24 protein-coding genes, 2 tRNA genes and 4 riboswitches are annotated in these 21,332 nt (G+C 36.3%); of the genes, 3 read left to right on the top strand and 23 right to left on the bottom strand.

Annotated elements, in window-relative coordinates:
* Positions 1–50: 50 nt before the first annotated feature.
* A complete protein-coding gene (locus tag RBB48_RS26990) occupies positions 51–512 on the bottom strand; it encodes a MarR family transcriptional regulator (protein WP_088608408.1) in 462 nt (153 codons plus the stop codon).
* A 140-nt stretch (positions 513–652) separates the two neighbouring features.
* Here RBB48_RS26990 and RBB48_RS26985 point away from each other — a divergent pair, with 140 nt between their 5' ends.
* The gene (locus RBB48_RS26985; protein ID WP_088061990.1) at positions 653–1,834 is read left to right on the top strand and encodes an MFS transporter; all 1,182 of its coding nucleotides are present in this window, start codon (positions 653–655) and stop codon (positions 1,832–1,834) included.
* A gap of 22 nt (positions 1,835–1,856) precedes the next feature.
* Here RBB48_RS26985 and kdpDN read toward each other — a convergent pair whose 3' ends face one another.
* The 18 genes from kdpDN to tenA all read right to left on the bottom strand — a co-directional run bounded on the left by kdpDN (position 1,857) and on the right by tenA (position 16,827).
* Complete coding sequence (gene kdpDN / locus RBB48_RS26980) at positions 1,857–3,011, bottom strand: KdpD-like non-kinase potassium sensor (protein ID WP_106383084.1); 1,155 nt, start codon at positions 3,009–3,011, stop codon at positions 1,857–1,859.
* Positions 3,012–3,067: 56 nt separating this feature from the next.
* Complete coding sequence (gene kdpC, locus RBB48_RS26975; protein WP_088608406.1) at positions 3,068–3,649, bottom strand: K(+)-transporting ATPase subunit C; 582 nt, start codon at positions 3,647–3,649, stop codon at positions 3,068–3,070.
* A gap of 16 nt (positions 3,650–3,665) precedes the next feature.
* A complete protein-coding gene (gene kdpB, locus RBB48_RS26970; protein ID WP_306008381.1) occupies positions 3,666–5,756 on the bottom strand; it encodes a potassium-transporting ATPase subunit KdpB in 2,091 nt (696 codons plus the stop codon).
* A gap of 13 nt (positions 5,757–5,769) precedes the next feature.
* The gene (gene kdpA / locus RBB48_RS26965; RefSeq protein ID WP_088061982.1) at positions 5,770–7,437 is read right to left on the bottom strand and encodes a potassium-transporting ATPase subunit KdpA; all 1,668 of its coding nucleotides are present in this window, start codon (positions 7,435–7,437) and stop codon (positions 5,770–5,772) included.
* 19 nt (positions 7,438–7,456) lie between these two features.
* Positions 7,457–7,537, bottom strand: a complete 81-nt coding sequence (gene kdpF / locus RBB48_RS26960) for a K(+)-transporting ATPase subunit F (RefSeq protein ID WP_000214976.1) — start codon at positions 7,535–7,537, stop codon at positions 7,457–7,459.
* Positions 7,534–7,638, bottom strand: a complete 105-nt coding sequence (locus RBB48_RS26955) for a SipW-dependent-type signal peptide-containing protein (RefSeq protein ID WP_000887892.1) — start codon at positions 7,636–7,638, stop codon at positions 7,534–7,536. The genes kdpF and RBB48_RS26955 overlap by 4 nt, the downstream gene beginning before the upstream one ends.
* Before the next feature lie 96 nt (positions 7,639–7,734).
* A riboswitch (cyclic di-AMP (ydaO/yuaA leader) is annotated at positions 7,735–7,880 on the bottom strand.
* 260 nt (positions 7,881–8,140) lie between these two features.
* Positions 8,141–8,371: a hypothetical protein gene (locus tag RBB48_RS26950; RefSeq protein WP_000866315.1), complete on the bottom strand. Its 231-nt coding sequence runs from the start codon at positions 8,369–8,371 to the stop codon at positions 8,141–8,143.
* A 14-nt stretch (positions 8,372–8,385) separates the two neighbouring features.
* A complete protein-coding gene (locus RBB48_RS26945) occupies positions 8,386–8,772 on the bottom strand; it encodes a hypothetical protein (protein ID WP_000424084.1) in 387 nt (128 codons plus the stop codon).
* A gap of 93 nt (positions 8,773–8,865) precedes the next feature.
* Positions 8,866–9,013: riboswitch (cyclic di-AMP (ydaO/yuaA leader) on the bottom strand.
* Positions 9,014–9,098: 85 nt separating this feature from the next.
* A complete protein-coding gene (gene thiD, locus RBB48_RS26940) occupies positions 9,099–9,920 on the bottom strand; it encodes a bifunctional hydroxymethylpyrimidine kinase/phosphomethylpyrimidine kinase (protein WP_002006945.1) in 822 nt (273 codons plus the stop codon).
* Positions 9,921–9,926: 6 nt separating this feature from the next.
* The gene (gene thiF / locus RBB48_RS26935) at positions 9,927–10,946 is read right to left on the bottom strand and encodes a thiazole biosynthesis adenylyltransferase ThiF (RefSeq protein WP_001065458.1); all 1,020 of its coding nucleotides are present in this window, start codon (positions 10,944–10,946) and stop codon (positions 9,927–9,929) included.
* Positions 10,939–11,709, bottom strand: a complete 771-nt coding sequence (thiG, locus tag RBB48_RS26930; RefSeq protein WP_000931990.1) for a thiazole synthase — start codon at positions 11,707–11,709, stop codon at positions 10,939–10,941. Before thiG ends, thiF begins: the two co-directional genes overlap by 8 nt.
* Before the next feature lie 2 nt (positions 11,710–11,711).
* Entirely contained in the window at positions 11,712–11,915 is a 204-nt protein-coding gene (gene thiS / locus RBB48_RS26925) for a sulfur carrier protein ThiS (RefSeq protein ID WP_001049513.1), read from the bottom strand.
* Between the two features lie 15 nt (positions 11,916–11,930).
* Positions 11,931–13,040 carry a glycine oxidase ThiO gene (thiO, locus tag RBB48_RS26920; RefSeq protein ID WP_097890216.1) on the bottom strand — a complete coding sequence of 370 codons (1,110 nt, stop codon included), beginning with the start codon at positions 13,038–13,040 and terminating at the stop codon, positions 11,931–11,933.
* On the bottom strand, positions 13,033–13,653 hold the full coding sequence (gene tenI / locus RBB48_RS26915; RefSeq protein WP_000787186.1) for a thiazole tautomerase TenI: 621 nt from the start codon (positions 13,651–13,653) through the stop codon (positions 13,033–13,035). Before tenI ends, thiO begins: the two co-directional genes overlap by 8 nt.
* Positions 13,654–13,663: 10 nt before the next feature.
* Positions 13,664–14,665: an ABC transporter substrate-binding protein gene (locus RBB48_RS26910; protein WP_088608404.1), complete on the bottom strand. Its 1,002-nt coding sequence runs from the start codon at positions 14,663–14,665 to the stop codon at positions 13,664–13,666.
* On the bottom strand, positions 14,662–15,414 hold the full coding sequence (locus tag RBB48_RS26905) for an ABC transporter permease (protein ID WP_097890218.1): 753 nt from the start codon (positions 15,412–15,414) through the stop codon (positions 14,662–14,664). The genes RBB48_RS26910 and RBB48_RS26905 overlap by 4 nt, the downstream gene beginning before the upstream one ends.
* Complete coding sequence (locus RBB48_RS26900; RefSeq protein WP_088608403.1) at positions 15,414–16,163, bottom strand: ABC transporter ATP-binding protein; 750 nt, start codon at positions 16,161–16,163, stop codon at positions 15,414–15,416. The genes RBB48_RS26905 and RBB48_RS26900 overlap by 1 nt, the downstream gene beginning before the upstream one ends.
* On the bottom strand, positions 16,132–16,827 hold the full coding sequence (gene tenA, locus RBB48_RS26895) for a thiaminase II (protein WP_000666832.1): 696 nt from the start codon (positions 16,825–16,827) through the stop codon (positions 16,132–16,134). The genes RBB48_RS26900 and tenA overlap by 32 nt, the downstream gene beginning before the upstream one ends.
* An 82-nt stretch (positions 16,828–16,909) precedes the next feature.
* A riboswitch (TPP riboswitch) is annotated at positions 16,910–17,012 on the bottom strand.
* 60 nt (positions 17,013–17,072) lie between these two features.
* A riboswitch (TPP riboswitch) is annotated at positions 17,073–17,184 on the bottom strand.
* Positions 17,185–17,453: 269 nt separating this feature from the next.
* Between tenA and RBB48_RS26890 the strand changes: the two genes are divergently transcribed.
* Together RBB48_RS26890 and RBB48_RS26885 are read left to right on the top strand one after the other, a co-directional pair.
* Positions 17,454–18,614: an SH3 domain-containing protein gene (locus tag RBB48_RS26890; protein ID WP_097890217.1), complete on the top strand. Its 1,161-nt coding sequence runs from the start codon at positions 17,454–17,456 to the stop codon at positions 18,612–18,614.
* A 5-nt stretch (positions 18,615–18,619) separates the two neighbouring features.
* The gene (locus tag RBB48_RS26885; RefSeq protein WP_306008380.1) at positions 18,620–18,958 is read left to right on the top strand and encodes a hypothetical protein; all 339 of its coding nucleotides are present in this window, start codon (positions 18,620–18,622) and stop codon (positions 18,956–18,958) included.
* 228 nt (positions 18,959–19,186) lie between these two features.
* On the opposite strand, the gene RBB48_RS26880 is transcribed toward RBB48_RS26885, so the two are convergent.
* From RBB48_RS26880 to RBB48_RS26865, 4 genes are all read right to left on the bottom strand, one after another.
* Entirely contained in the window at positions 19,187–20,338 is a 1,152-nt protein-coding gene (locus RBB48_RS26880) for a DUF3965 domain-containing protein (protein ID WP_088061960.1), read from the bottom strand.
* Positions 20,339–20,632: 294 nt separating this feature from the next.
* Positions 20,633–21,052: a CBS domain-containing protein gene (locus RBB48_RS26875; protein ID WP_087985846.1), complete on the bottom strand. Its 420-nt coding sequence runs from the start codon at positions 21,050–21,052 to the stop codon at positions 20,633–20,635.
* Positions 21,053–21,183: 131 nt separating this feature from the next.
* Positions 21,184–21,255 (bottom strand) — tRNA-Glu (locus tag RBB48_RS26870).
* A 1-nt stretch (position 21,256) separates the two neighbouring features.
* Positions 21,257–21,331: transfer RNA gene (locus tag RBB48_RS26865), tRNA-Asn, on the bottom strand.
* Between the last annotated feature and the right edge of the window lies 1 nt (position 21,332).

The raw sequence follows: 21,332 nt of genomic DNA, 5'->3' as shown, positions 1-21,332 counted from the left end.
TTTAGAAATTATATTCAAAAGTCTTGAAATAAAGGAGTTTTTTCTTCCAATTATATTTCCAAATGACCGGAGACATCCTTTATAAACCTTTGAATAAAATCTTGTTCTTCTTTCGTATATCCATCTAAAAGTAATAGCCACTTTTCTTCAGCTTGTTTATGCAATTTATCATGAGCTTTATATATTTCATTTCCGCTTTCCGTTAAGCGGAAGAAAATTTCTTTTTGATTATCTAACATTTGCATCTTCTCAACGAATTGCTTTTGAAACAACTTTGTACAAATTTTAGAGATTGCACCCTTCGTCATTCCCATTTCTGTCGTAATAGCAGTTACATTCATCAGAGCATTTTTTCCGATACACTCGATAACATGTAATTCAGATAAAGACATACCACTTATACCTGTCTCACGAAGAAATTTCTCATTTTGTTCTTTCAAATGTTCTTCTTTTTTATGCAAAAGTGTACGAATGTCCGAAAGTATTTCCATTTGTTTCGTTGCATGATCCAATCCGTTCGCCCCCTAAGTTTCCAAAGAAACAATTTAACTATATACCATTTTAAAATCATTTTTTCATATTTACAAGTGAGAAAAACATGTTAAAATAAATTTAGTTTCCAAGGAAACTAAATCACAAGGAGGTTAACATAATGAAAAAATCCAAACTACATTTCATTTTATACGTTGTCTGTATGAGTGCCTTACTCGGTTCCTTCGCTCAAAATATTTACACACCTATCTTGCCTATGATTCAAGCTTCTTTTCACACTTCTCTTTATCTAGTAAATTTAACAGTTTCACTATTCACATTCGTTCTTGCAATTATGCAGCTCATATATGGACCTTTAATTGATACAAAAGGGAGAAAATCTATCCTTATCCCTAGTTTAATCATTAGTACAATTGGTTCAATCGGATGTGCTTTTTCGGCGAACGTTTATTTATTTCTATTTTTTAGAGCTGTTCAAGCAATAGGAATAGCGGCTATACCTGTAGTTGCAGCAACGATTATCGGTGATTTATTTGAAGGAAAAGAACGCGGAGAGGCGATGAGCCTGTATCAAATGTTACTTGCTCTCGCACCTGCAATTGGCCCTCTTATAGGTGGTTATCTCGGCAGTATAAATGGCCATTTATACGTATTTTTGTTTTTATCTACACTTGGCATTCTCTTATTAATTATAAACATTTCACTACTTCCAGAAACAAAACCCACTGTAATTAAGCAACCGCAAGCAAAAAAGAATTACTGGTTTATCTTAAAAAATAAAACTGGATTTTCTATTACTCTTATTGGCTTTATTCAATTTTGTATTTACTTTTGCTTCCTCATTTTTTTACCGAGCATTTTAACAAATTTATTTCACTTAACTGCAAGTGAAATTGGTCTTATATTTGTACCGATGTCCCTTTCTATTATGTTAGGAAGTTATTGCTACAAGCTTTTGCAAAAACGCCTCACAACAAAGCAAGCTTTATTCATCACTAGTTTCTTCAATATTATATGTGTTACTTTATTCTCTTTCACATATAACATCAATATCTCATTCATCATTATCGTTACATCTTTATACGGTTTTAGTATGGGACTTTCTATGCCAACTCACACTACTTTATTAACAGAAGAATTCGTACAAGAACGCGCAACTGCTATCGGTATGTACAACTTTATTCGCTATCTCGGTATGGGAACAGGACCACTTGTAGGTGGATTTCTTTTATTTAATCAAAATTACTTTTGGATTTTCTTCATAGGTGCAATTATGTTTCTACTCATAATCTTATATGCGATGAAACTGCTACGCTTCCCTGCCACACAAAAAGCAAAATAGAGACCTACAAATGGTCTCTATTCTAAACTCTTTGATCCGCAACAATATGAATATCAATATACTTCGTTTGCCTCATAATTTCATTTACAATTGAACCTTTTCGAATTTCTTCCCATCTTGTTCTTGCTGATTGTCCGAGTAAAATTTGCGTTACTTGTAGCCTTTTCGCGACTTCAATAATAACATCCGCTGGCTTTCTTCCTTTTGCCTCTTCTAAAACAAAACTCGCATCAAATTGATTCGTTAGCAACTTCCACTCTTCAATCGTTTGCTTTTTCCCTGCTGAAAGGGACTCTATATTTTCCCTTTCAACATTTAATACATACAATTCAGCATTTAACCGATCCGCCATGCGCCAACCTCTTCGTATTAACTTCTCTGCTGTTGAACTGTATTGTACACAAACGAGAATTTTTTCTTTCACACCAATCGGTTCTATAACGGTTTGGCTAATTTTCTCGTCCATATCATCGGCAACTTCCCGAAGTGATAATTCTCTTAGTGCCCCTAAATTATTAAGCGTGAAGAAATTTTGTAAGCTTTGCTCTATTTTTTCTTCCTTATATATCTTCCCGTCTATTAATCTCTTCCTTAATACTTCTGGGGTTGCATCAACGAGCTGAATTTCATTTGCTTTTTGTAAAATAAAATCTGGAATACGTTCTCGCACTTTAACATTCGTAATTTGAGCTACAATGTCATGTACGCTTTCTAAATGTTGAATATTAAACGCTGATAATACGGATATACCAGCGTCTAGCAATTCCTGTACATCCATATAACGTTTCTTATTTTTAGATCCAGAAATATTACTATGCGCAAGTTCATCCACAACAACTACTTGTGGTGCACGTTTTATAATTCCTTCTACATCGAGTTCATAAAACACTTTCTCTTTATAATCTATTTCTTTTAAAGGAACCTTTTCTAAATCAGCAATTGCGTCTTCTGTCTCTTTTCTTCCATGCGTTTCAATTAAACCAATTACAATATCCATACCGTCCTTTTTCATCTCTCTAGCATCAAGTAGCATTTTATAACTTTTCCCTACTCCTGGAGCCGCTCCTACGTATAGCTTTAACTTCCCGCGGTTTTGCTGACGAATATATTCTAAATACTCTTCTGGTGTTCGCCTTTGAAACGTTGGTTTATAGTCATCCGCATACAACACACTCACAACCTTTCTTTCGAAACAACACTACCTCAATCCGTTAGATTGAGGTAGCACTGTTACTATTTCAGTAGTTTCTGCAATTCTAAATTTAACTTTAAAACGTTTACGCGGTTCTCTCCAAATAAGCCAAGTGCAGCACCTTCTGTTTGATTTTTAATCAACTGATTTAGCTTTTCTTTCGGAATATTCGTTAATTTAGAGATACGATCCACCTGCACAGAAGCTGCCTGCGGACTAATATCAGGATCTAGCCCTGAACCTGAATTCGTCACTAGATCAATCGGCACTTCTGTTACCGGAACAGCCCGATTTTGTTTCTTCCACTCTTCAATACTTTTCTCTACTCGTTTCTCTAAATCTGGATTAGACGGTGCATAGTTATTTGAACCAGATGCTTCTGCCTTATATTCAATACTAGAAACACGCCCATGAAAATAACGTGGATCTGTGAAATTTTGACCGATTAATTTAGAACCAATCACTTCATTTTTATCATTATATATTAGACTTCCATCCGCATTATCCTTCATTACCGCTTGTGCAATACCAGTTACAATAAGCGGGTATACAAGGCCGCACAACACTAAAAATGTAAAAGTAATACGGACAATCGGTGATAGTATACTTTGTTTCTTCACCATCTTTTTCCCCTCTCCCTTATATGAACAAGCCGACAATTATATCAATTACTTTAATTCCAATGAACGGTACAATAACCCCGCCAAGTCCATAAATAAGTAGGTTTCGGCTAAGTAGTGCATTCGAACTCATCGGTTTATATGCGATACCTTTCATCGCTAATGGAATGAGTAATGGAATAATAACTGCATTAAATATTAATGCTGATAAAATCGCTGACAGTGGTGATGTTAGTTTCATAATGTTTAATGCTTCCATTTGCGGAATCGCAAGTGTAAACATTGCTGGAATGATTGCAAAATATTTTGCGATATCATTCGCAATACTAAACGTCGTTAACGCACCACGCGTCATTAACAATTGCTTACCAATCCCTACAACCTCAATAATTTTTGTCGGGTTCGAATCTAAATCAATCATATTCGCTGCTTCTTTCGCAGCTGTCGTACCACTATTCATCGCTAATCCAACGTCAGCCTGCGCTAATGCCGGCGCATCATTTGTACCATCACCCGTCATCGCTACAAGTTTCCCTTTATCTTGCTCTGCTTTAATAACCGCAATTTTATCTTCTGGCTTACACTCAGCAACAAACTCATCTACCCCTGCTTCTTTTGCAATCGTTGCTGCTGTTAACGGGTTATCACCTGTACACATAACCGTTTTAATCCCCATTTGGCGCAATTGCTCAAAACGCTCACGCATACCTGGCTTTACTGTATCCTTTAAATAAATTAAACCGTAAATACGATTATCCACTGCAACTACAAGTGGTGTCCCGCCCTCTTTGGAAATGGAATCTGCTTTTTGATTTACATCTTTCGGAATCGTTCCACCTTGTGACCTAACCCATTCAATTACGCTACCTACAGCACCTTTTCTCACTTTCGTTCCGTCCTGTAAATCGACACCACTCATTCTCGTTTCTGCTTTAAACGGAACAAACTCACCTTGTTCTGCAATTTCTCGATTATATGATATAGATTTCATTTTTACATATTCTATAACTGATCGACCTTCTGGTGTTTCATCTAAAACTGAACTAATCGCAGCCCATTTTCCTACTTGCTCAATCGTTTCATTTCCTACAGGAAGCAATGTATGAGCCATTCGGTTCCCGAAAGTAATCGTACCTGTTTTATCTAAAATGATTGTATTAATATCACCCGCAGCTTCTACTGCTTTACCCGACATCGCTAACACATTGAACTTTGTCACGCGATCCATCCCGGCAATACCAATTGCTGATAATAAACCACCAATTGTCGTTGGAATTAAACAAACTAACAACGCTACAAGTACAGCTGTATCAATTTGAAACCCTAAATAGTTTGTAAAAATCGGCAACGTCACAACAACAATTAAGAAAATAAGCGTTAAACTTGTTAATACTGTATTTAAAGCAATCTCATTCGGCGTTTTTTGACGAGCAGCTCTTTCTACTAACGAAATCATTTTATCAATAAATGATTCACCAGGATTACTCGTAATGACAATTGTAATCTCATCACTGACGACCATCGTCCCGCCTGTTACGGAACAAAAATCGCCGCCCGCTTCTTTTATTACAGGAGCTGATTCCCCTGTAATCGCAGATTCATCAACAGACGCTAATCCTTTAATTACTTCCCCATCACTCGGAATCATTTCTCCTTGTTTTACAATAACAACATCATCTTTTCTTAGATCAGTTGCTGAAACTTGAACAATGTCTCCATTTTCTTTTACAACATTTGCAAACACATCTTTCTTCGACTGTTTTAAAGAATCGGCTTGAGCTTTCCCCCGTCCTTCCGCTAACGCTTCTGCAAAGTTAGCAAATAAAACTGTAAATAATAGAATGAGAGAAACTGTTATATTAAACCATCCTGGTACACTACTAGAACGACTTGGAAGAAACGATAAAATGAACGTAATGATAAATCCAATTTCTACAACAAACATAATCGGATTCTTTATCATGACTTTCGGATTCAATTTCGCAAAGGATTGTTTCATCGCATGTTTCACGATATCACGATCCATCGTTTTCGCTTGTCTAACTTCATCTTCTACAGCATGTATTTGTGACTCATTTACTCTCTTTTCTTTTACTACTACCGGTCTCATCATTTACCCTCCATTACTTCAATGTAAGAAATTCTGCAATTGGGCCGAGTACTAACATCGGGAAGAATGTTAATGCACCGACAATTACAATTGTTCCGATGAAAATGCCGCCAAATAAACTATTATCCGTACGGAACGTTCCGACTGTTTCTGGTACTACCGTCTTTTCTTTCAATGAAGCTGCAACAGCTAGCATCGTAATTAAACTGAAATAGCGCCCTAAAAACATAACTAAGCCAGTTGTAATATTCCAAAACGGTGTATTATCCGCTAACCCTTCAAATCCAGATCCGTTATTCGCAGCTGACGATGTGTATTCATATACCACTTGCGTTAAACCGTGGAAACCAGAATGAGAAATGGCATCCGTTCCTAAACTTGTTGAAAGAGCTAATGCTGAAAACCCTAAAATAAGCAGTGGATGAAATAGTATCGTTACCGCAATTAATTTCATTTCCTTACCTTCAATTTTCTTACCTAAAAACTCTGGTGTCCGTCCAACCATCAATCCAGATATAAAGACTGCGATAATCGCATACATAATAATGTTCACAAAACCTGCCCCAACGCCGCCGTACACTGTGTTTAACATCATATTTACGAGTGGTACTAACCCGCCAATTGGTGTTAACGTATCATGCATCGTATTAACGGCTCCTGTTTCAGCAGCTGTCGTCACTGTTGCGTATAGGGAAGAAAATACTGTTCCAAATCGTACTTCTTTTCCTTCTGTACTCCCTTGTACATGTTCGATGCCCATTCCATTTAACGCTGGATTCCCATGTAATTCAGATGTAGTAATCGTTATAAATCCTAGTAAAAACACCATGAATAGTGATACGAAAAGGATACGACCTTGTTTTTTATTTCCTACCATTCGTCCGTACGTAAATGGAAGTGCTGTTGGCAATAACATCATAAGCATCATTTGTAAAATATTACTCATTTGCCCTGGATTTTCGAAAGGATGTGTAGAGTTTGCTCCGAAAAATCCACCGCCGTTATTTCCGAGTTCCTTAATGGACACGAATGATGCAACAGGCCCACGTAATATACTTTGCTTTGCCCCATCAATTGTTTGTGCTGTAACTGCCCCGTCTAACGTTTGTGGTACACCAAGTGCGACAAAGATTAGCGCTGCAACAAACGCAATAGGAAGAAATACTCTCGTTAAAGCTCTCGTAAAATCAACGAAAAAGTTACCGAGTTCCTTCCCAGCAAGCCCTCTTATAAACGCCATTACAAGTGCTAAAGTCGTTGCTGGTGCTGCAAACATTAAAAATGTAATTCCGATTAATTGTGATAAATAAGATAAACCATTTTCACCGCTATAATGCTGTAAGTTTGTATCAGCCATAAAACTAATTGCTGTATTAAAAGCAAGCGTAGGCTCCATCCCTTCAATATGCGCTGGATTTAATGGCAATACTCCTTGTAGTCTGAAAATGAAATATACGACAACAATCATAAATCCATTTAATAAAACTAATGACAATGCGTACTGTTTCCACGTTTGATTGTATTCTTTTACACCCGTAATTTTAAAAATAAGTTTTTCAAAAGGCCCGAATACTTTATCTAACTTTTTACTACCTTGAAAGGCTTTCTCTAAATAAATCCCCATTGGCTTTGCCACAAGAATAAACAACAGCATTGTAATAACAACTGCGACCCAAATCATAATGAATGATTCCCCCTAATTAAAACTTTTCTGGATTTAATAATGCATACACTAAGTACACAGTAATTGCTGCAACAATAACCGATAAGGCAACCGTCATGATTGCTTCCCTTCTTTCACAACTTTATCTGACCAACTTGCAAGACTTACCATCGATGCGACTAACACAACAAAAATCCCGATCATTACAACATCTAACATAGCTACCCCTCTCCCCACTGTAAAAATTTACCATTAAATTATTAAAAAAAGAACACTAAGCTCTACTTAGTGTTCGAAATGAACAACACAAAGTAAACCTCCTCTCTAAACGCTTACGAGGTTAGCTGTCGGATTCGGGCCTAAAGAGTAGCCCTACTTTCAAAACTGAAAGATTCACCCCAAGTGACGATGCACAAAATTGGTTCCCCCGCTCCATTTCTGGAACTCAGCGATTTTAGGTTTTTTTTGGAAATTTTATGAATGATTTATGAGAGTAAATATACTCCTCTATATTTAACTTGTAAAGAGTCAAATTACTTAAAATAAGAAAATATCCATCTATTTAAACGCTTACATTGAGTGTTATTAATATTATTTCATCTGTTTTCTCGTCTTTTCTTTCTTTTTCACAGAAATGATCTTTTAAATACGAAACAAAAAGAGCGAATGACATGAAGTGCATAGCTTGTTGCACTTAGCATTCGCTCTTTTTTTTCACTATTTATTCTCCACGCAAAAACGCGCGCAAATTTCTCCCACGAATATAAACTTGTGACAATTCTGCATGTAGCTGCTCATATTCGATAACATCTGTTTTTAAATATAAAGCATCTTTCGATGGCAATATGATATAGGGCCTCGGAAAAATGGGATCAAGCACCACCAATTCTTGAACTCGTTCTACTGATACCGCCCAACGATTCGCTATATCTCCTAGTAACAACACCTTCATCTTTTTCCCCCGCCCTATTCAAAAAATAAAAAAGAAATATTATCACAATTCGTAAACACGACAAATGTAGCTCCAATTGTTTCATAGAGCCTCGTTGGATATCGTTTATTCTTTGTAACAACAGTAATAGGTGCTTGAAAAGAAAAGCGAATGTGTTCTGTGAAGAAACTAATGATTGGAAGCTCATCCCCTAGTAAAATCACCTTCTTAATACACTCACAAATACTAGTAAAATCTTGTGCCTTACTACAGCTATAAGTCCAATCAAACCCACAATTCCTAACTTCAGCAGCTATCTCTTCATTTGCTGTAAAAATAATTAACTCATGTTGAAATGCTACTAAATCTCTTAAACTATTTACCTTGCTTTCTTCCCCAACACAAATAAGTGTTAATTCCATATACCTCATCCTCCTTAGCATAAAAGAACTCAAACATAGATTGATATTCCCCTATACTAATCAGATCGATGAAGTGATGTATCCATCATGGCACCGTCCTCTCTCAAGACGCTTACGAAGTTAGCTGTCGGATTCGGACTTTGAGAGTAGCCCTACTTTCAAAACTGAAAGATTCACCCCTAGTGACACTGCACAAATTGGTTCCTCCGCTCCATATAATTGGACTCAGCGTATTACAAAAAATATATTCTGGCTGATATATTACTCCTGTATTTGGAAAAAGTAAACAGAAAAAAAGCCAGTTACAAAACTGACTTTCCACTTACTTATACACGCGTTTTATTCACTTTATATGCAAAATGATTCGTCGGTCCATGACCACTTCCAATATGCAGCGGCTCTTCAATTGCTATACTAATAAATTGTTTTGCTTCTTGAACTGCCTCTTCAATTGAGTATCCTTTAGCAAGCCCTGCTGTAACCGCTGAAGCAAATGTACACCCGCTTCCATGCGTTTGCTTTGAAGGAATTCTTTCACTTTTAAATTCGATAAACTGCTCACCATTAAAGAGTAAATCAACTACTTCATTACCTTGATACTCTGCATGTCCGCCCTTCATAAGCACATATTTTGCACCCAATTCATGCAGTACTTTCGCAGCTTCCTTACTATCTTCAATATTATGAATCTCCATTCCAGTTAACACTTCTGCTTCAGGAACATTCGGTGTTACAACAGTTGCTACTGGTAATAAATATTCTTTTAATGCTTGTACTGCTTCTTGTTGTAATAATGATGCACCGCCCTTAGCAATCATAACAGGATCTAGTACAATATTATTCCAGCCAAATTTATTAATATGTTCTGCTACAATTTGAATAATTTCACTGCTAAATAACATTCCTAGTTTCACAGCATCTGGTGTTAAATCCGTACCAATTGAATTCAACTGTTCCGTAATACCTTCTAACGAAACTGGATATACCCCTTGAACGCCAAGCGTGTTTTGAGCAGTAATTGCCGTAATAGCCGTCATCCCATACACACCAAGCTCTTGGAATGTTTTTAAATCTGCTTGAATGCCGGCACCGCCGCCACTATCAGATCCTGCAATTGTTAAAGCTTTATTTACTTTCATCCCACTCATCCTTTTCTATCCAAAATAGCGATGATAAATTGTTTTTGCTTCGCTTATATCTTTCGTTCCATGTACAAGTACACGACCATCTTTAAAAGCAACTAATCTCTTTTCTTCCACAGAAAATGATAATAAATATGGATTTACATTTAAATCATGCACACGATCATTCAGCAGCTCTTTGTATCGTTCAAAATCCATTTCCTCTTTATGAGGTGGTCTAATTTGAACTGTATTTCTCCCGCATAAAACTGCTGTTTTCGATGTGTTTTCTTTATTTAAATACGGGTATATCGCATTCTCTCCGCACGAAAGACAATTATGCTTACGAAGCTTTTGCACATTCATACATGAATATTCATTCTTCCACACATCAAACGACACAAGTCCATCTCGAAGTGATTCATAATCTTCCACTAACAATTTAAGAGCTTCCGTTACTTGATGAGAAACGACGAGAGATACAGCAGGTGATATAATGCCCGCTGTATCACATGTCGCCCCGCCAAGCGGAATCGATTGTAATAAACAAGATAAACATGGCGTTTTACTAGGAAGAATTGTGTAAGAAAGGCCGTAACTCCCTACACATGCTCCGTAAATCCATGGAATAGAATGTTTTTGCGCTATATCATTCACAATAAAACGTGTTTCGAAATTATCAGTTGCATCAATCATTACATCTACGTTTGTAACAAGCTCTTCTAATTCCTCAGCTGTTACATCTTGAACGAGAGCCTCTACTCTTACTTCACGATTGATCTCTGCTAGACGTTTTTTTGCCGCTACAGCCTTCGGAAGATTATTTTCTACATCACTCTCTGCGTACAATTGTTGCCTTTGTAAATTACTCCAATCGACATAATCTCGGTCAACAATCGTTACTGTGCCAACACCTGCTCTTACAAACATCTCTGCATTTGCACTACCTAATGCACCTGCACCGATAATGAGTACATGCTTTTCTCTTATCTTTCGTTGCCCCTCTTCTCCAATTGGAGAAAATAATTCTTGGCGAGAATATCGATTATTCAACTACGCTCATTCCTTCTAAAGGACTACTTGCTGTTGCACAACGTTTACGTGCAATACGACCTGCTTCAAATCCTAATCGTCCTGCTTCAATACTTAACTTCATTGCTTGTGCCATTTTTATTGGATCTTTTGCTCCCGATACAGCAGTATTTAATAACACACCATCCGCTCCTAATTCCATCGCAAATGCCGCATCGGCTGGGCTACCAATACCAGCGTCAACGATAACTGGTACTGTCGCTTGTTCAATAATGAAGCTTAAATTTAACGGATTTACAATACCAAGTCCTGAACCGATTGGTGATGCTCCTGGCATAATTGCATGCACACCTAGTTCTTGTAATTTACGTGCTAATACAACATCATCAGATGTATACGGAAGAACGATAAATCCTTCTTCTAGTAACATTTCAGATGCCTTTAACGTTTCTACTGGATCAGGTAATAACGTTCTATCATCACCAATAACTTCCACTTTAATCATATCGCAAAGCCCCGAAGCTTTTGCTAGTTTTGCAATACGAACAGCTTCTTCAGCATTTTTTGCTCCAGCTGTATTCGGTAATAACTTATATTTTTTCACATCAAGTTTCTCTAATAAATTAGGCTGCTTTGCATCAAATATATCCATACGACGTACTGCGAACGTTAAAACCTCAGCCTCAGATACATCGATTGCCTTTTGCTGTACATCAAAATCAGGGAATTTTCCTGTTCCTAATAAAAGTCTAGAATGAAATGAAAATGGTCCAATGTTTAACATAATCAACCGCCTCCTACGAAAGTTACAATCTCAATTTGGTCTCCATCAAAAACAGATGTATCTGCATGATCATCTTTTTGTAAAATATCTTTATTACGCTCTACTACTACAATTCTGTTATCTAATTCTAAATGTGTAAGTAGCTCAGCTACTGTTTTTACACTCTCTGGCACTTTCATTTGATTACCATTAATTTTTAAATTCAAACTTCCATCCCCTTTCTAAACCGGTTTAGAAAGCAATGAATCTAGCAAATGATTCTCCTGCTTTCCTTCTATTAAATCAGCTATATACTGACCAGAAACCGGGCTTAATAAAATGCCATTTCGATAATGTCCAGTACAAGCATATAAACCTTTTATTTCTTCATGCTCTCCCATATAAGGAGCTTCGTGATTTGATTGTGGCCTTAATCCTGCCCATGTGCTTTCCCACTCTGCTTCTTTTAAAGCTGGCAATATTGTATAAGCACGCTCTAATATAGAAGTAATACTTTCTGGTTGCACTGTTTTATTAAACGTATGAGGCTTCATCGTTGCTCCAATTACGTAACGTCCACCACGCTTTGGGGCAATGTAAAATCTTTCTTGGAAAATAGGCGCCTTTAAAAGTGGTTTTCTACTTCTTACCGCTACTACTTCTCCTTTAACTGGATATGTACCCCATTCGCGGTGAAAATAACCTAGTAACTTCGTGCTCCATGAACCACCCGCAATCACAACCTTCTCGCACGCGATAATACCTTCGCTTGTAACAATCCCAGTCACTTTATTATTTTCAATACGAATATCGAACACTTCTGTCTGTTCATATATATCAGCACCCGAGAATGATGCGGAATGTGCGAATGCTTTCGTAAGCTCCGGTGCAATAACATGACCGTCTTTTGGATAATATACAGCACCTATAATTGACTCCGATAGAAACGGCTCTTTCTCTCGTAAAAGGTCTCCCGTTAGAAAATAAGAATCTTCACCTGTTTTCTGCTGCCAATCCATAATGTGAAGAATTCTTACCTTCTCATCTTCATTTTGGGCAATGCGATAAATGCCTTTCTCTTCATACCCAATATCGATGCCTGTTTTTTCACGTAAAACTGCTGCAAGTTGTGGAAATATAGCACGGCTTTCTCTAGCAAGTTCAAATAACGGGTCATATGCATCCCATTCTGCCTGAACCCCGAGTAAACCAGCAGCTGCTTTCGAAGCTTCAGATGCGATTCTTTGCTTCTCTATAATCGCTACTTTATGCCCTCTTTCTGCTAGAAAGTGTGCAACTGAACTACCAATTACACCACCGCCAATTATTGCTACATCATACTTCTTACACATGTTTTTCCGCCCACTTTCTTATTGATTCCTTATAAGATTTCGCTTTGCTATACGGGTTACTACTACTTATAATCCCAGACATAACAGCAATACCACTGACACCGTTAGCAAGAACATCCCTAGTGTTTTCCGTGGTGATTCCTCCAATTGCTGTAATCGGTATGGATAAACACTTTGCAATGTCTGAAAGCTCTTCAAGCCCTCTCGCTGGTACACCTTTTTTACAATCTGTCGGAAATACATGACCATAGACGAGTGAATCCGCTCCATTCTTAAATGCATCGATCGCCTCTTCTAAAGAATGTACAGAATAGCCGACATGCAAATAAGAAAACTTTTCTTTCACTGACCTTACATTTGCGCTTCGATATCCGAGCTGCACGCGTGGAATGTTTAATAAAATAGCGATATCAATTCGATCATTTATCACTATTTTTGATGCCGGAAAGCCTTTCTTCAAAAGACTTTCCACACCTTCATACAAATCCTTCGTACTTTTCTCACGCTCACGAATATGCAAATAGTCAACCTCACTTTCAATTTGCATCGCTACATTCACTAACTCTTCGAATGACATGTGACCATTTGAGATTACATGAAGCTCATTTTTCATATTCATTCGCCTACTTTAAAATATTTTCGAATAACTCATCGGCCGGAACGATTTTTTTCGTCATTCCTTTATCTTTCAGCCATTTATTTTGTTTCTCCCATGACTCTTTTGAATCCGATAAGAATGGCTCATCTTTCGTTTCCATCTTCTCTAATAAAATTTTCATGCTCTCTTTTTCAACTTCTGGTACAAGCGGGAAGTTTTCTTTTTCTTGATGGTTTAATAAAATATTTAATGCTTCATCTGGATTTTTCTTCATGAAATCATAGCCTTTTTTCGTACCACGTAAGAAGGCTTGTAACGCTTCTTTATCTTTTTTCAACGTTTTATCACCTGTTACAAATACAAGCTCATGGTAATTCGGTACACCGTAATCTGCTGGGTTAAAGTACGCTGGTTCATGACCTTCATGACGCATAACAGGTACTTCATGGTTAATGTATGCCCCTGTTACCGCATCCACTTTTTTCGTAATTAATGCCGGTACTAAATCAAAGCCAACATCGACTACTTTCACTGTATCTGGATTACCACCAGCTTCTTTTACCATCGTTTTTAAATACATCTCACTTAAAGGTGTTCCAGAATAGCCAACTGTTTTCCCCTCTAAATCTTTTGGCGATTGAATGCCTGCTGATTTCAGCGATACAACATGATTTAATGGTGAACGTACGACAGCTCCAATTGATTTCACTGGAATTTGTTCATTTGCTTTTGCCATGACAACATCTGGCTGATAATATAAGCCAACCGTTACTTTTCCTGCAGCTGCTAAAGTTAATGGATCAGTCGGATTAGAAGGGAATTTTATATTCACCTTTACTCCTTCTTCTTTAAAATAGCCTTTTTCAATTGCTGCATAAATAAAGCTATGTACCGCATTTGGGTACCAATCAAGCATGACCGTTATTTCTTTTTCCTTTTTCCCCTTATCTGACGCTGAATTACTAGAACATCCAGTAATCATTGCAACTAATAATGTCAACACAAAGATGCGTTTTAAAAATTTCATGCATGCTTCCTCCAACTAATAAATTTCTTTTCTAAAATCGAAATAAGTATGACGAAGAAAATAGCTAATAATGATAACAATACAATGGGTGCAAATACACCTGCGCCGTCTAACTGCGTCATCATTCTTTTACTGAAATACCCTAGCCCAGCTTGTGCACCGAGCCATTCACCAATTGCTGCCCCAATTACACTAAGCGGAACTGCAATTTTTAAAGCTGAGAAAAAATAAGGAAGAGCAGACGGCAATTTTAATTTAAGAAAAACATCTTTTTTCGTTGCCCCATACGTAACTAATAGCTCCTCCCATTCTTTTTTCGTACTGCGTAGTCCATCATACGTATTGACCGCAATTGGGAAAAACGTAATTAAAACAGTAACAACAACCTTACTCCAAATCGTATATCCAAACCATAAAACGAAGAGCGGAGCAAGCGCTGTAATCGGAATCGTTTGTGAGGCAACTAATAGTGGATAAAATGCTCTCTCCATCCAATTACTCGCATTCATTAACATCGCTAGCCCTACCCCAAGTACGATAGAAATAGCCACCCCTATTAAAACGACGGATAAGGTTGCCGGCAAATGAACCGTAAATAATATATCTTTTAGTTTCCATATCTTCATCACAATTGCAGACGGTGACGGTAAAATGTACATTTCGTCTACGATTCTTGCGCCTACTTCCCAAAAGGCAAGTAAAATACTAGTAAGTGTAAGGGCAGGTAATAGCTCCTTCAACCGGTTCATCATACGAGTACCTGCCTTTGTAACATACTAAGAAGCTCATCTTTAAGCGCTAACACTTCAGGCTTATATAAATCTTTTCTTGTTCGATTACAATCAAGTGGTACAACCCTCTCGGTTAAAGTAGTTATCGGTTGCTGTTCTACTACTAAAATTCGATTAGAAAGAAACAACGCTTCTTCCACATCATGAGTGATAAATAAAATTGTTTTTTCCCACTCTTTCCATTGTTCAAACAGCCATTCTTGCAAAGATGCCTTCGTTAAAGCGTCCAACGCGCTAAACGGTTCATCTAACAACAATATCTCCCCGCCTGTTAATAAAGTTCGAATGAAAGATACGCGTTGCCTCATACCACCAGATAAATCTTTCGGATATTTTGTCTCATACCCTTGTAAACCAAATTTATGTAACAGTTCCTTTGCCTTTATTTGCGCTTCTTTCTTCTGTACACCTTGGCACTCTAGCGGCAGGGCAGCATTCTCAATAATCGTTCTCCATGGCAGGAGCATATCTTTTTGGGGCATATAGCCTACAGGATGGCTCTTTGTTTCTGTCAGCTCTATCTGTCCAGTACTCACCTCTTCTAAACCTGTAATAAGGCGAAATAAAGTACTTTTCCCGCATCCACTCGGTCCGATAATACTTACAAACTCTTTATCTTGTATAGAAGCATTTAATTCATTGATGATTGTTTTCTCATCATAATGAAAAGAAACATTATGAAACTGTAGTATGTTCTTGCTCCTCAAATCCCCACATCTCCTTACGATAGGACATATCCCAGAATAAATATTCAAATCGACTGGAATATAGAAATATCTCCTCTAATCGATCTAACTCTTTGTCAGACTTTCCAACTGCCATTTCATTTAATAAATCTATTAACCAAATACAAAGGCTACCGTATTCTTCTGAACTATATCCTTGAATCCACTCACCAAAGAACTCATGATCTCTTGCTCCAGGAATATCGTTTAAACGCTTTCCAATTTCCCAGTAACTCCACATACATGGAAGAAGTGCTGCTATTAATTCCGCAAGTGTGCCATTTTGAGATACAGACATCATGTAATTTGTATAGGCTAAATTTTTAGCAGATGGTTTTGCAGATTCTATCTCCTCTATAGAAATACCAAGTCTTTTTGCATATTGTTTATGGATCGTCATTTCTCCATTTAATATGCCATCAATTTGTTCAGCAAATTTCCCCATTACTTGTGGATTCGTTGCTTTTACAACACCAATCGCATATAGCTTTGCATAATCTAACAAATATAAATAATCTTGAATAATATAATACTGAAACTTATCTTTTTCTAACGTGCCATCTCCCATACCTACTACAAACGGGTGATTATGACTCATCTCCCAAACTGGTTGTACAGTTTCTAATAATCTATCGCAAAATTTCATTTCTCTATCCCCTTTCAATTTATATATCTAAATAAAAAACCACTTCTAAATAAGAAGTGGTTACAGCAAATAAAATTATAATTTATTCGTTGTTCCACTTCCCTTCGCTAGTATTACCTAGATCAGGTCTGTAAGGGTTAAGGATTATTCCTCTCTCAGCACAACAAGCACCCCTAGTGGTTTCAATATGAAATTTTCAAACAAAAAAGCCCCGTTTCTATACGCAAAGAAACGGGGACTCATTATTAGTGTCCGAATTGCTTCCCTACGCTAGCATAATCTAGATCAGGTAATGAAAAGGATCAAAGGCTTACGGCCTACTCTCAGCTGGCAACACCAGCTCTCCTAGCAAACTATGAAATTAACACTGTCAGTATAACATCGTAATAAGACATCATCAACTGTTTTAATTTTCCCAATTGTCAACAAAATAACAAAACTATATAATACTTATATTCTATCTTAGAAATTATTATCCTAATTAATTGGATAAAAAGGAATCATTATCCTCAAAAAATTTATTTTTATATTGATTTCATATTACATTTATGTGAATACACCCACTATATTATATCTTTATACTATAATAAAATTACAACTATACAACTAGAGGAGGTCTCTATTATATGAATATGAAAGCTACTGCTTTAACAGCAACTACTGTCGCAATTGCCTCTTTACTTCCTTCTATGGGAGAAACAAATGTACAAACAGCCAACGCTGAACAATTATCTAATGTGAAAACTGGATATGTCAAAGTCGATCAAGTAGCCTTACATACAAAAGATAACGCAAATAGCTCATCAATTGATACAATTCGCTTTAATACGAAGGTAAACATACTTGAAACAACTAATGGCTGGTATAAAGTATCTGTTAATAATAAAGTAGGTTACGTACAAAAAGATGCTATTCTACTAAAAAACAAACTTCAATCTAATAATCAATACATCGTTAATGCCAATGCATTAAACGTTCGTTCTGAACCTAATTTAGAATCTTCAATTTTAGATGTATTACCAAATGGGAAATTCGTTACCATTCAAGAAGAACAAGGCGAGTGGTATAAAATTTTACATAATGGCAAAACAGGTTACGTACAAAAAGCATTCGTATCTAATGGTTCACAGCCTTTAGTAAAAGGCATCACAGTTCAAACTAATACGAAATACACAGTTGCAACACCTAAACTTAATGTACGTGGCAACGCTAGTACAAGTGGTGCACTACTTGGTTCATTACAAAATGGTACACATATACAAGTAGTGGAAACTGTAGGAACTTGGTATAAAATTCGTTTTGGCACAGGATACGGATACGTGGCAAAACATTATGTGGTGCAAAATCAAATGCAATCACAAGCTCAAACGGCTCAACCTACTTCCATTCCAGCAGTTTTCAAATTCCCTACTCAAGGAAGAATTAGCTCAACCTTTGATATACGTTGGGAACAAATGCATTATGGTATAGATATTGCGGCTCAAGGTAATGTCTCAATCCAGGCGGCAGCTGCAGGTAAAGTTGTGAAATCATATTATTCAGCTAGCTATGGCAATGTTGTGTTCATCGCCCATCAAATAAACGGGAAATTATATACAACAGTCTATGCACACATGAAAGATCGCACTGTACAAGCTGGTGATCAAGTACAAGCTGGACAATTAGTAGGTCATATGGGAAACACAGGTCATTCATACGGGCAACATCTTCATTTTGAATTACACAATGGAGAATGGAATTTTGAAAAAACAAATGCAGTAAACCCACTGCCATATTTAGTTAGGTAAATTGTATGCAACGCAATATCAATATACCTCTCTTAATTGAATACTTCGCCTTTTTAGGTTTAATCTGTTGTTTAATCATTTACAATACAAACACTGTATTTTTATCTATTATCATTGCTTTTGTTACTTTAGAAATTATGATGGAATCCTTTCAAGTACAACTAAAACAAAAAATTGCTCATATATATAATGCCCTCTTTCTATTAAGTGCCCTAATAACAAATATTATTAGTAATGGTTTTTATTTATCTACCGTATTTCCTGTATTCTTTATGGCTGTTTTATTATTCATAGCTAGATACATTCATGTCCCTAATACCAAAAAACACGAACAAGAAGCTTAGAAAGAGGAGACACTGTGTACCGATCTTTCAAAGATAATCCGATAAAATATATATTGAATTTATACACAAAAATAAATACTTTTTTTGGTATACAAGGAAGTAATACGGCACAATTTCTCCTTTATGGAATGTTATTTCTCGTCTTAATTGCGTTCTCCTTGCTTTACTAATAAAAAAAGGATCTCACATAAACTTGAGATCCTTTTTAATTTATATAGAAAATGCTCTTTATCCGCAAGCATATTTTTCATAAATAAAGCTAAGATTATATTTTTTCTCTAAGCTCATTCTTTGTTCATCATCACACCAATAGAACAGAATATCATGAATTGTTGCATAACGCTTATTTTTAAGAAATAGTTTAAAGAATGATGGTAAACAATCATGTAATTGTATAAATATATAATTGCGTAATATTTCTTCTTTATATTCAATGCCCTTACAAATATACAATAATTCTTCACAATAATACGCATGTTGTGGAACTTGAATCATTTCGAAAAATGGCACATATGATAATAGTTTTCCGATGAAATGATCATATCGATCCATTATTCCTATCGTCATGTGCTCCATCATATCTTTCATTACATATAAATAATCATCTACATGAGTAGTCTTGAGTGGGTCTAATCGATCTGAAATTTGAGAAAGTACAGCTCTTTGACAAGCTAACACCGCTTGACTAGGTCCATAGTATGATAGGAAGTCTGTACACTTACGATATTTTCGTAATAAGTCATGTGTATATAAGTCATATACAAAAGTATTACAATACATTGCTAGACTCATCATATCACTATTTAATTGCTCTTTTGATAGAGATTTAGCTCTCTTACACATATAAAAGAATGTAAATTCTAATACTTCTTTATGGGATAATAAATGTTTACAGTCCGTTATACATTTCTCATTAAATTTAACTCTATCCCAAATTGCTACATCCTCATCAGTTAATTCACCAATACGATATTTAATAATTAAATAGTTTAAAGCAACCGCTTGTGTCAAAAGATCCCACGTTTCATATTCCAATGAAGTGTGAACAAACTCAGCTAGGCCTTGAGTTACCATAAAAGTATTTGCTTCTTCATACCAGCCAATCTCTTGGCATAAACGAAGAATACGTAATAAAGTTGGAATTTCATCTTTATGAAACTGTGGTAAATTTTTTGCTTTATCCATTCCATATACGATAAATGCCGCTAAATTTTCTTCTTTATAAAATTCTTTTTCTTTCCACACTAATATAGTTCTTTCTTTCCCTTCACCTTTCGGATGACAAGGTACAAGTAAAGAAAATAATTCAGCGAAATTATTTGGTTCTATATATGTATCTGTAACCAAATTCCAATTTGGATCGCGCTGTATAGCCCTCATATAATTCCCCTTCCCTTTTGTCTACATAGGAAATATTAATCCATTATTACATCATTAACAATAAATATTGTTATATTCGAAATCTATCATAATACTTATATCTATCAGTATATCATTTTTTCTCTTATTTAAAATTAGGAATGACAAATTTAAATAAACTGTTGAAATTACTAACTGTATACTTATTATATAATGGCTCAGATACATCATGCTAACATATTAGCTTAACCATATATACTAGAATAATGTATCTGATTTTTATACGTAACTTATTCCACTAATTAAAGTCTCACTTCATTCCGTATGCTCTGATATTTCACTTAAAGCAAATCCCGCTTGATCATCTGCCGATTCTTTTATAGCTAAATCTCCTAGTGCTAACATCCCAACGAGTTGACCACTCTCAACTACTGGCAATCGTCTAATTTGATACTGTGCCATTAACTCTGTAGCCTTTTCAATAGGTTCATCTGGAGAAACTGAAACAATGTTTGTTGTCATTACATTTGTAATTTTATTAGATCCAGGATGTTTCTCAGCAATCCCTCGAACAACTAAATCTCGATCCGTAACAAGACCAACAACTTGCTCATTTTCAACAACCGGAATCAATCCAATCGATTCTTCTTTCATCTTTACAGCAGCCTCATATACATTGTCTAGCGGTGTACAATGTACAACATCAGTACTCATAAAGTCTCTCACTCGTGTCATTTTTGTCTCCTCCTTTTTATACATACCATAGCTTTTCCTAAATCCCTTTATTTATTTCAGGAAAATCAGTTGATAAAGGAGGATTCCACAAAATAAAAAAAGAGTCAGCAATATGCTGACTCTTTTTTTTATGACCCGTACGGGATTCGAACCCGTGTTACCGCCGTGAAAGGGCGGTGTCTTAACCACTTGACCAACGGGCCATGGCTCCGCAGGTAGGACTCGAACCTACGACCGATCGGTTAACAGCCGATAGCTCTACCACTGAGCTACTGCGGAA

The sequence above is a fragment of the Bacillus sp. MMSF_3353 genome, from assembly GCF_030733445.1.
Classification (GTDB): Bacteria; Bacillota; Bacilli; order Bacillales; family Bacillaceae_G; genus Bacillus_A; species Bacillus_A wiedmannii.
The sequence above is the reverse complement of the archived record's forward strand: the minus strand, read 5'-3'. Positions and strand labels throughout refer to the sequence as shown.

Coding starts and splice junctions, on each gene's coding strand:
- kdpA (WP_088061982.1), bottom strand. CDS start 7,437: ATGATTTGGGTCGCAGTTGTTATTACAATGCTGTTGTTTATTCTTGTG.
- RBB48_RS26880 (WP_088061960.1), bottom strand. CDS start 20,338: ATGAGGGCTATACAGCGCGATCCAAATTGGAATTTGGTTACAGATACA.
- kdpF (WP_000214976.1), bottom strand. CDS start 7,537: ATGACGGTTGCCTTATCGGTTATTGTTGCAGCAATTACTGTGTACTTA.
- tenI (WP_000787186.1), bottom strand. CDS start 13,653: ATGAAAAATGAGCTTCATGTAATCTCAAATGGTCACATGTCATTCGAA.
- RBB48_RS26885 (WP_306008380.1), top strand. CDS start 18,620: ATGCAACGCAATATCAATATACCTCTCTTAATTGAATACTTCGCCTTT.
- RBB48_RS26905 (WP_097890218.1), bottom strand. CDS start 15,414: ATGAACCGGTTGAAGGAGCTATTACCTGCCCTTACACTTACTAGTATT.
- thiG (WP_000931990.1), bottom strand. CDS start 11,709: ATGTTAAACATTGGACCATTTTCATTTCATTCTAGACTTTTATTAGGA.
- RBB48_RS26910 (WP_088608404.1), bottom strand. CDS start 14,665: ATGAAATTTTTAAAACGCATCTTTGTGTTGACATTATTAGTTGCAATG.
- RBB48_RS26945 (WP_000424084.1), bottom strand. CDS start 8,772: ATGGAATTAACACTTATTTGTGTTGGGGAAGAAAGCAAGGTAAATAGT.
- RBB48_RS26890 (WP_097890217.1), top strand. CDS start 17,454: ATGAATATGAAAGCTACTGCTTTAACAGCAACTACTGTCGCAATTGCC.
- RBB48_RS26985 (WP_088061990.1), top strand. CDS start 653: ATGAAAAAATCCAAACTACATTTCATTTTATACGTTGTCTGTATGAGT.
- tenA (WP_000666832.1), bottom strand. CDS start 16,827: ATGAAATTTTGCGATAGATTATTAGAAACTGTACAACCAGTTTGGGAG.
- thiO (WP_097890216.1), bottom strand. CDS start 13,040: ATGTGTAAGAAGTATGATGTAGCAATAATTGGCGGTGGTGTAATTGGT.
- RBB48_RS26950 (WP_000866315.1), bottom strand. CDS start 8,371: ATGAAGGTGTTGTTACTAGGAGATATAGCGAATCGTTGGGCGGTATCA.
- kdpC (WP_088608406.1), bottom strand. CDS start 3,649: ATGGTGAAGAAACAAAGTATACTATCACCGATTGTCCGTATTACTTTT.
- thiD (WP_002006945.1), bottom strand. CDS start 9,920: ATGAGTGGGATGAAAGTAAATAAAGCTTTAACAATTGCAGGATCTGAT.
- RBB48_RS26875 (WP_087985846.1), bottom strand. CDS start 21,052: ATGACACGAGTGAGAGACTTTATGAGTACTGATGTTGTACATTGTACA.
- RBB48_RS26955 (WP_000887892.1), bottom strand. CDS start 7,638: ATGTTAGATGTTGTAATGATCGGGATTTTTGTTGTGTTAGTCGCATCG.
- kdpB (WP_306008381.1), bottom strand. CDS start 5,756: ATGAGACCGGTAGTAGTAAAAGAAAAGAGAGTAAATGAGTCACAAATA.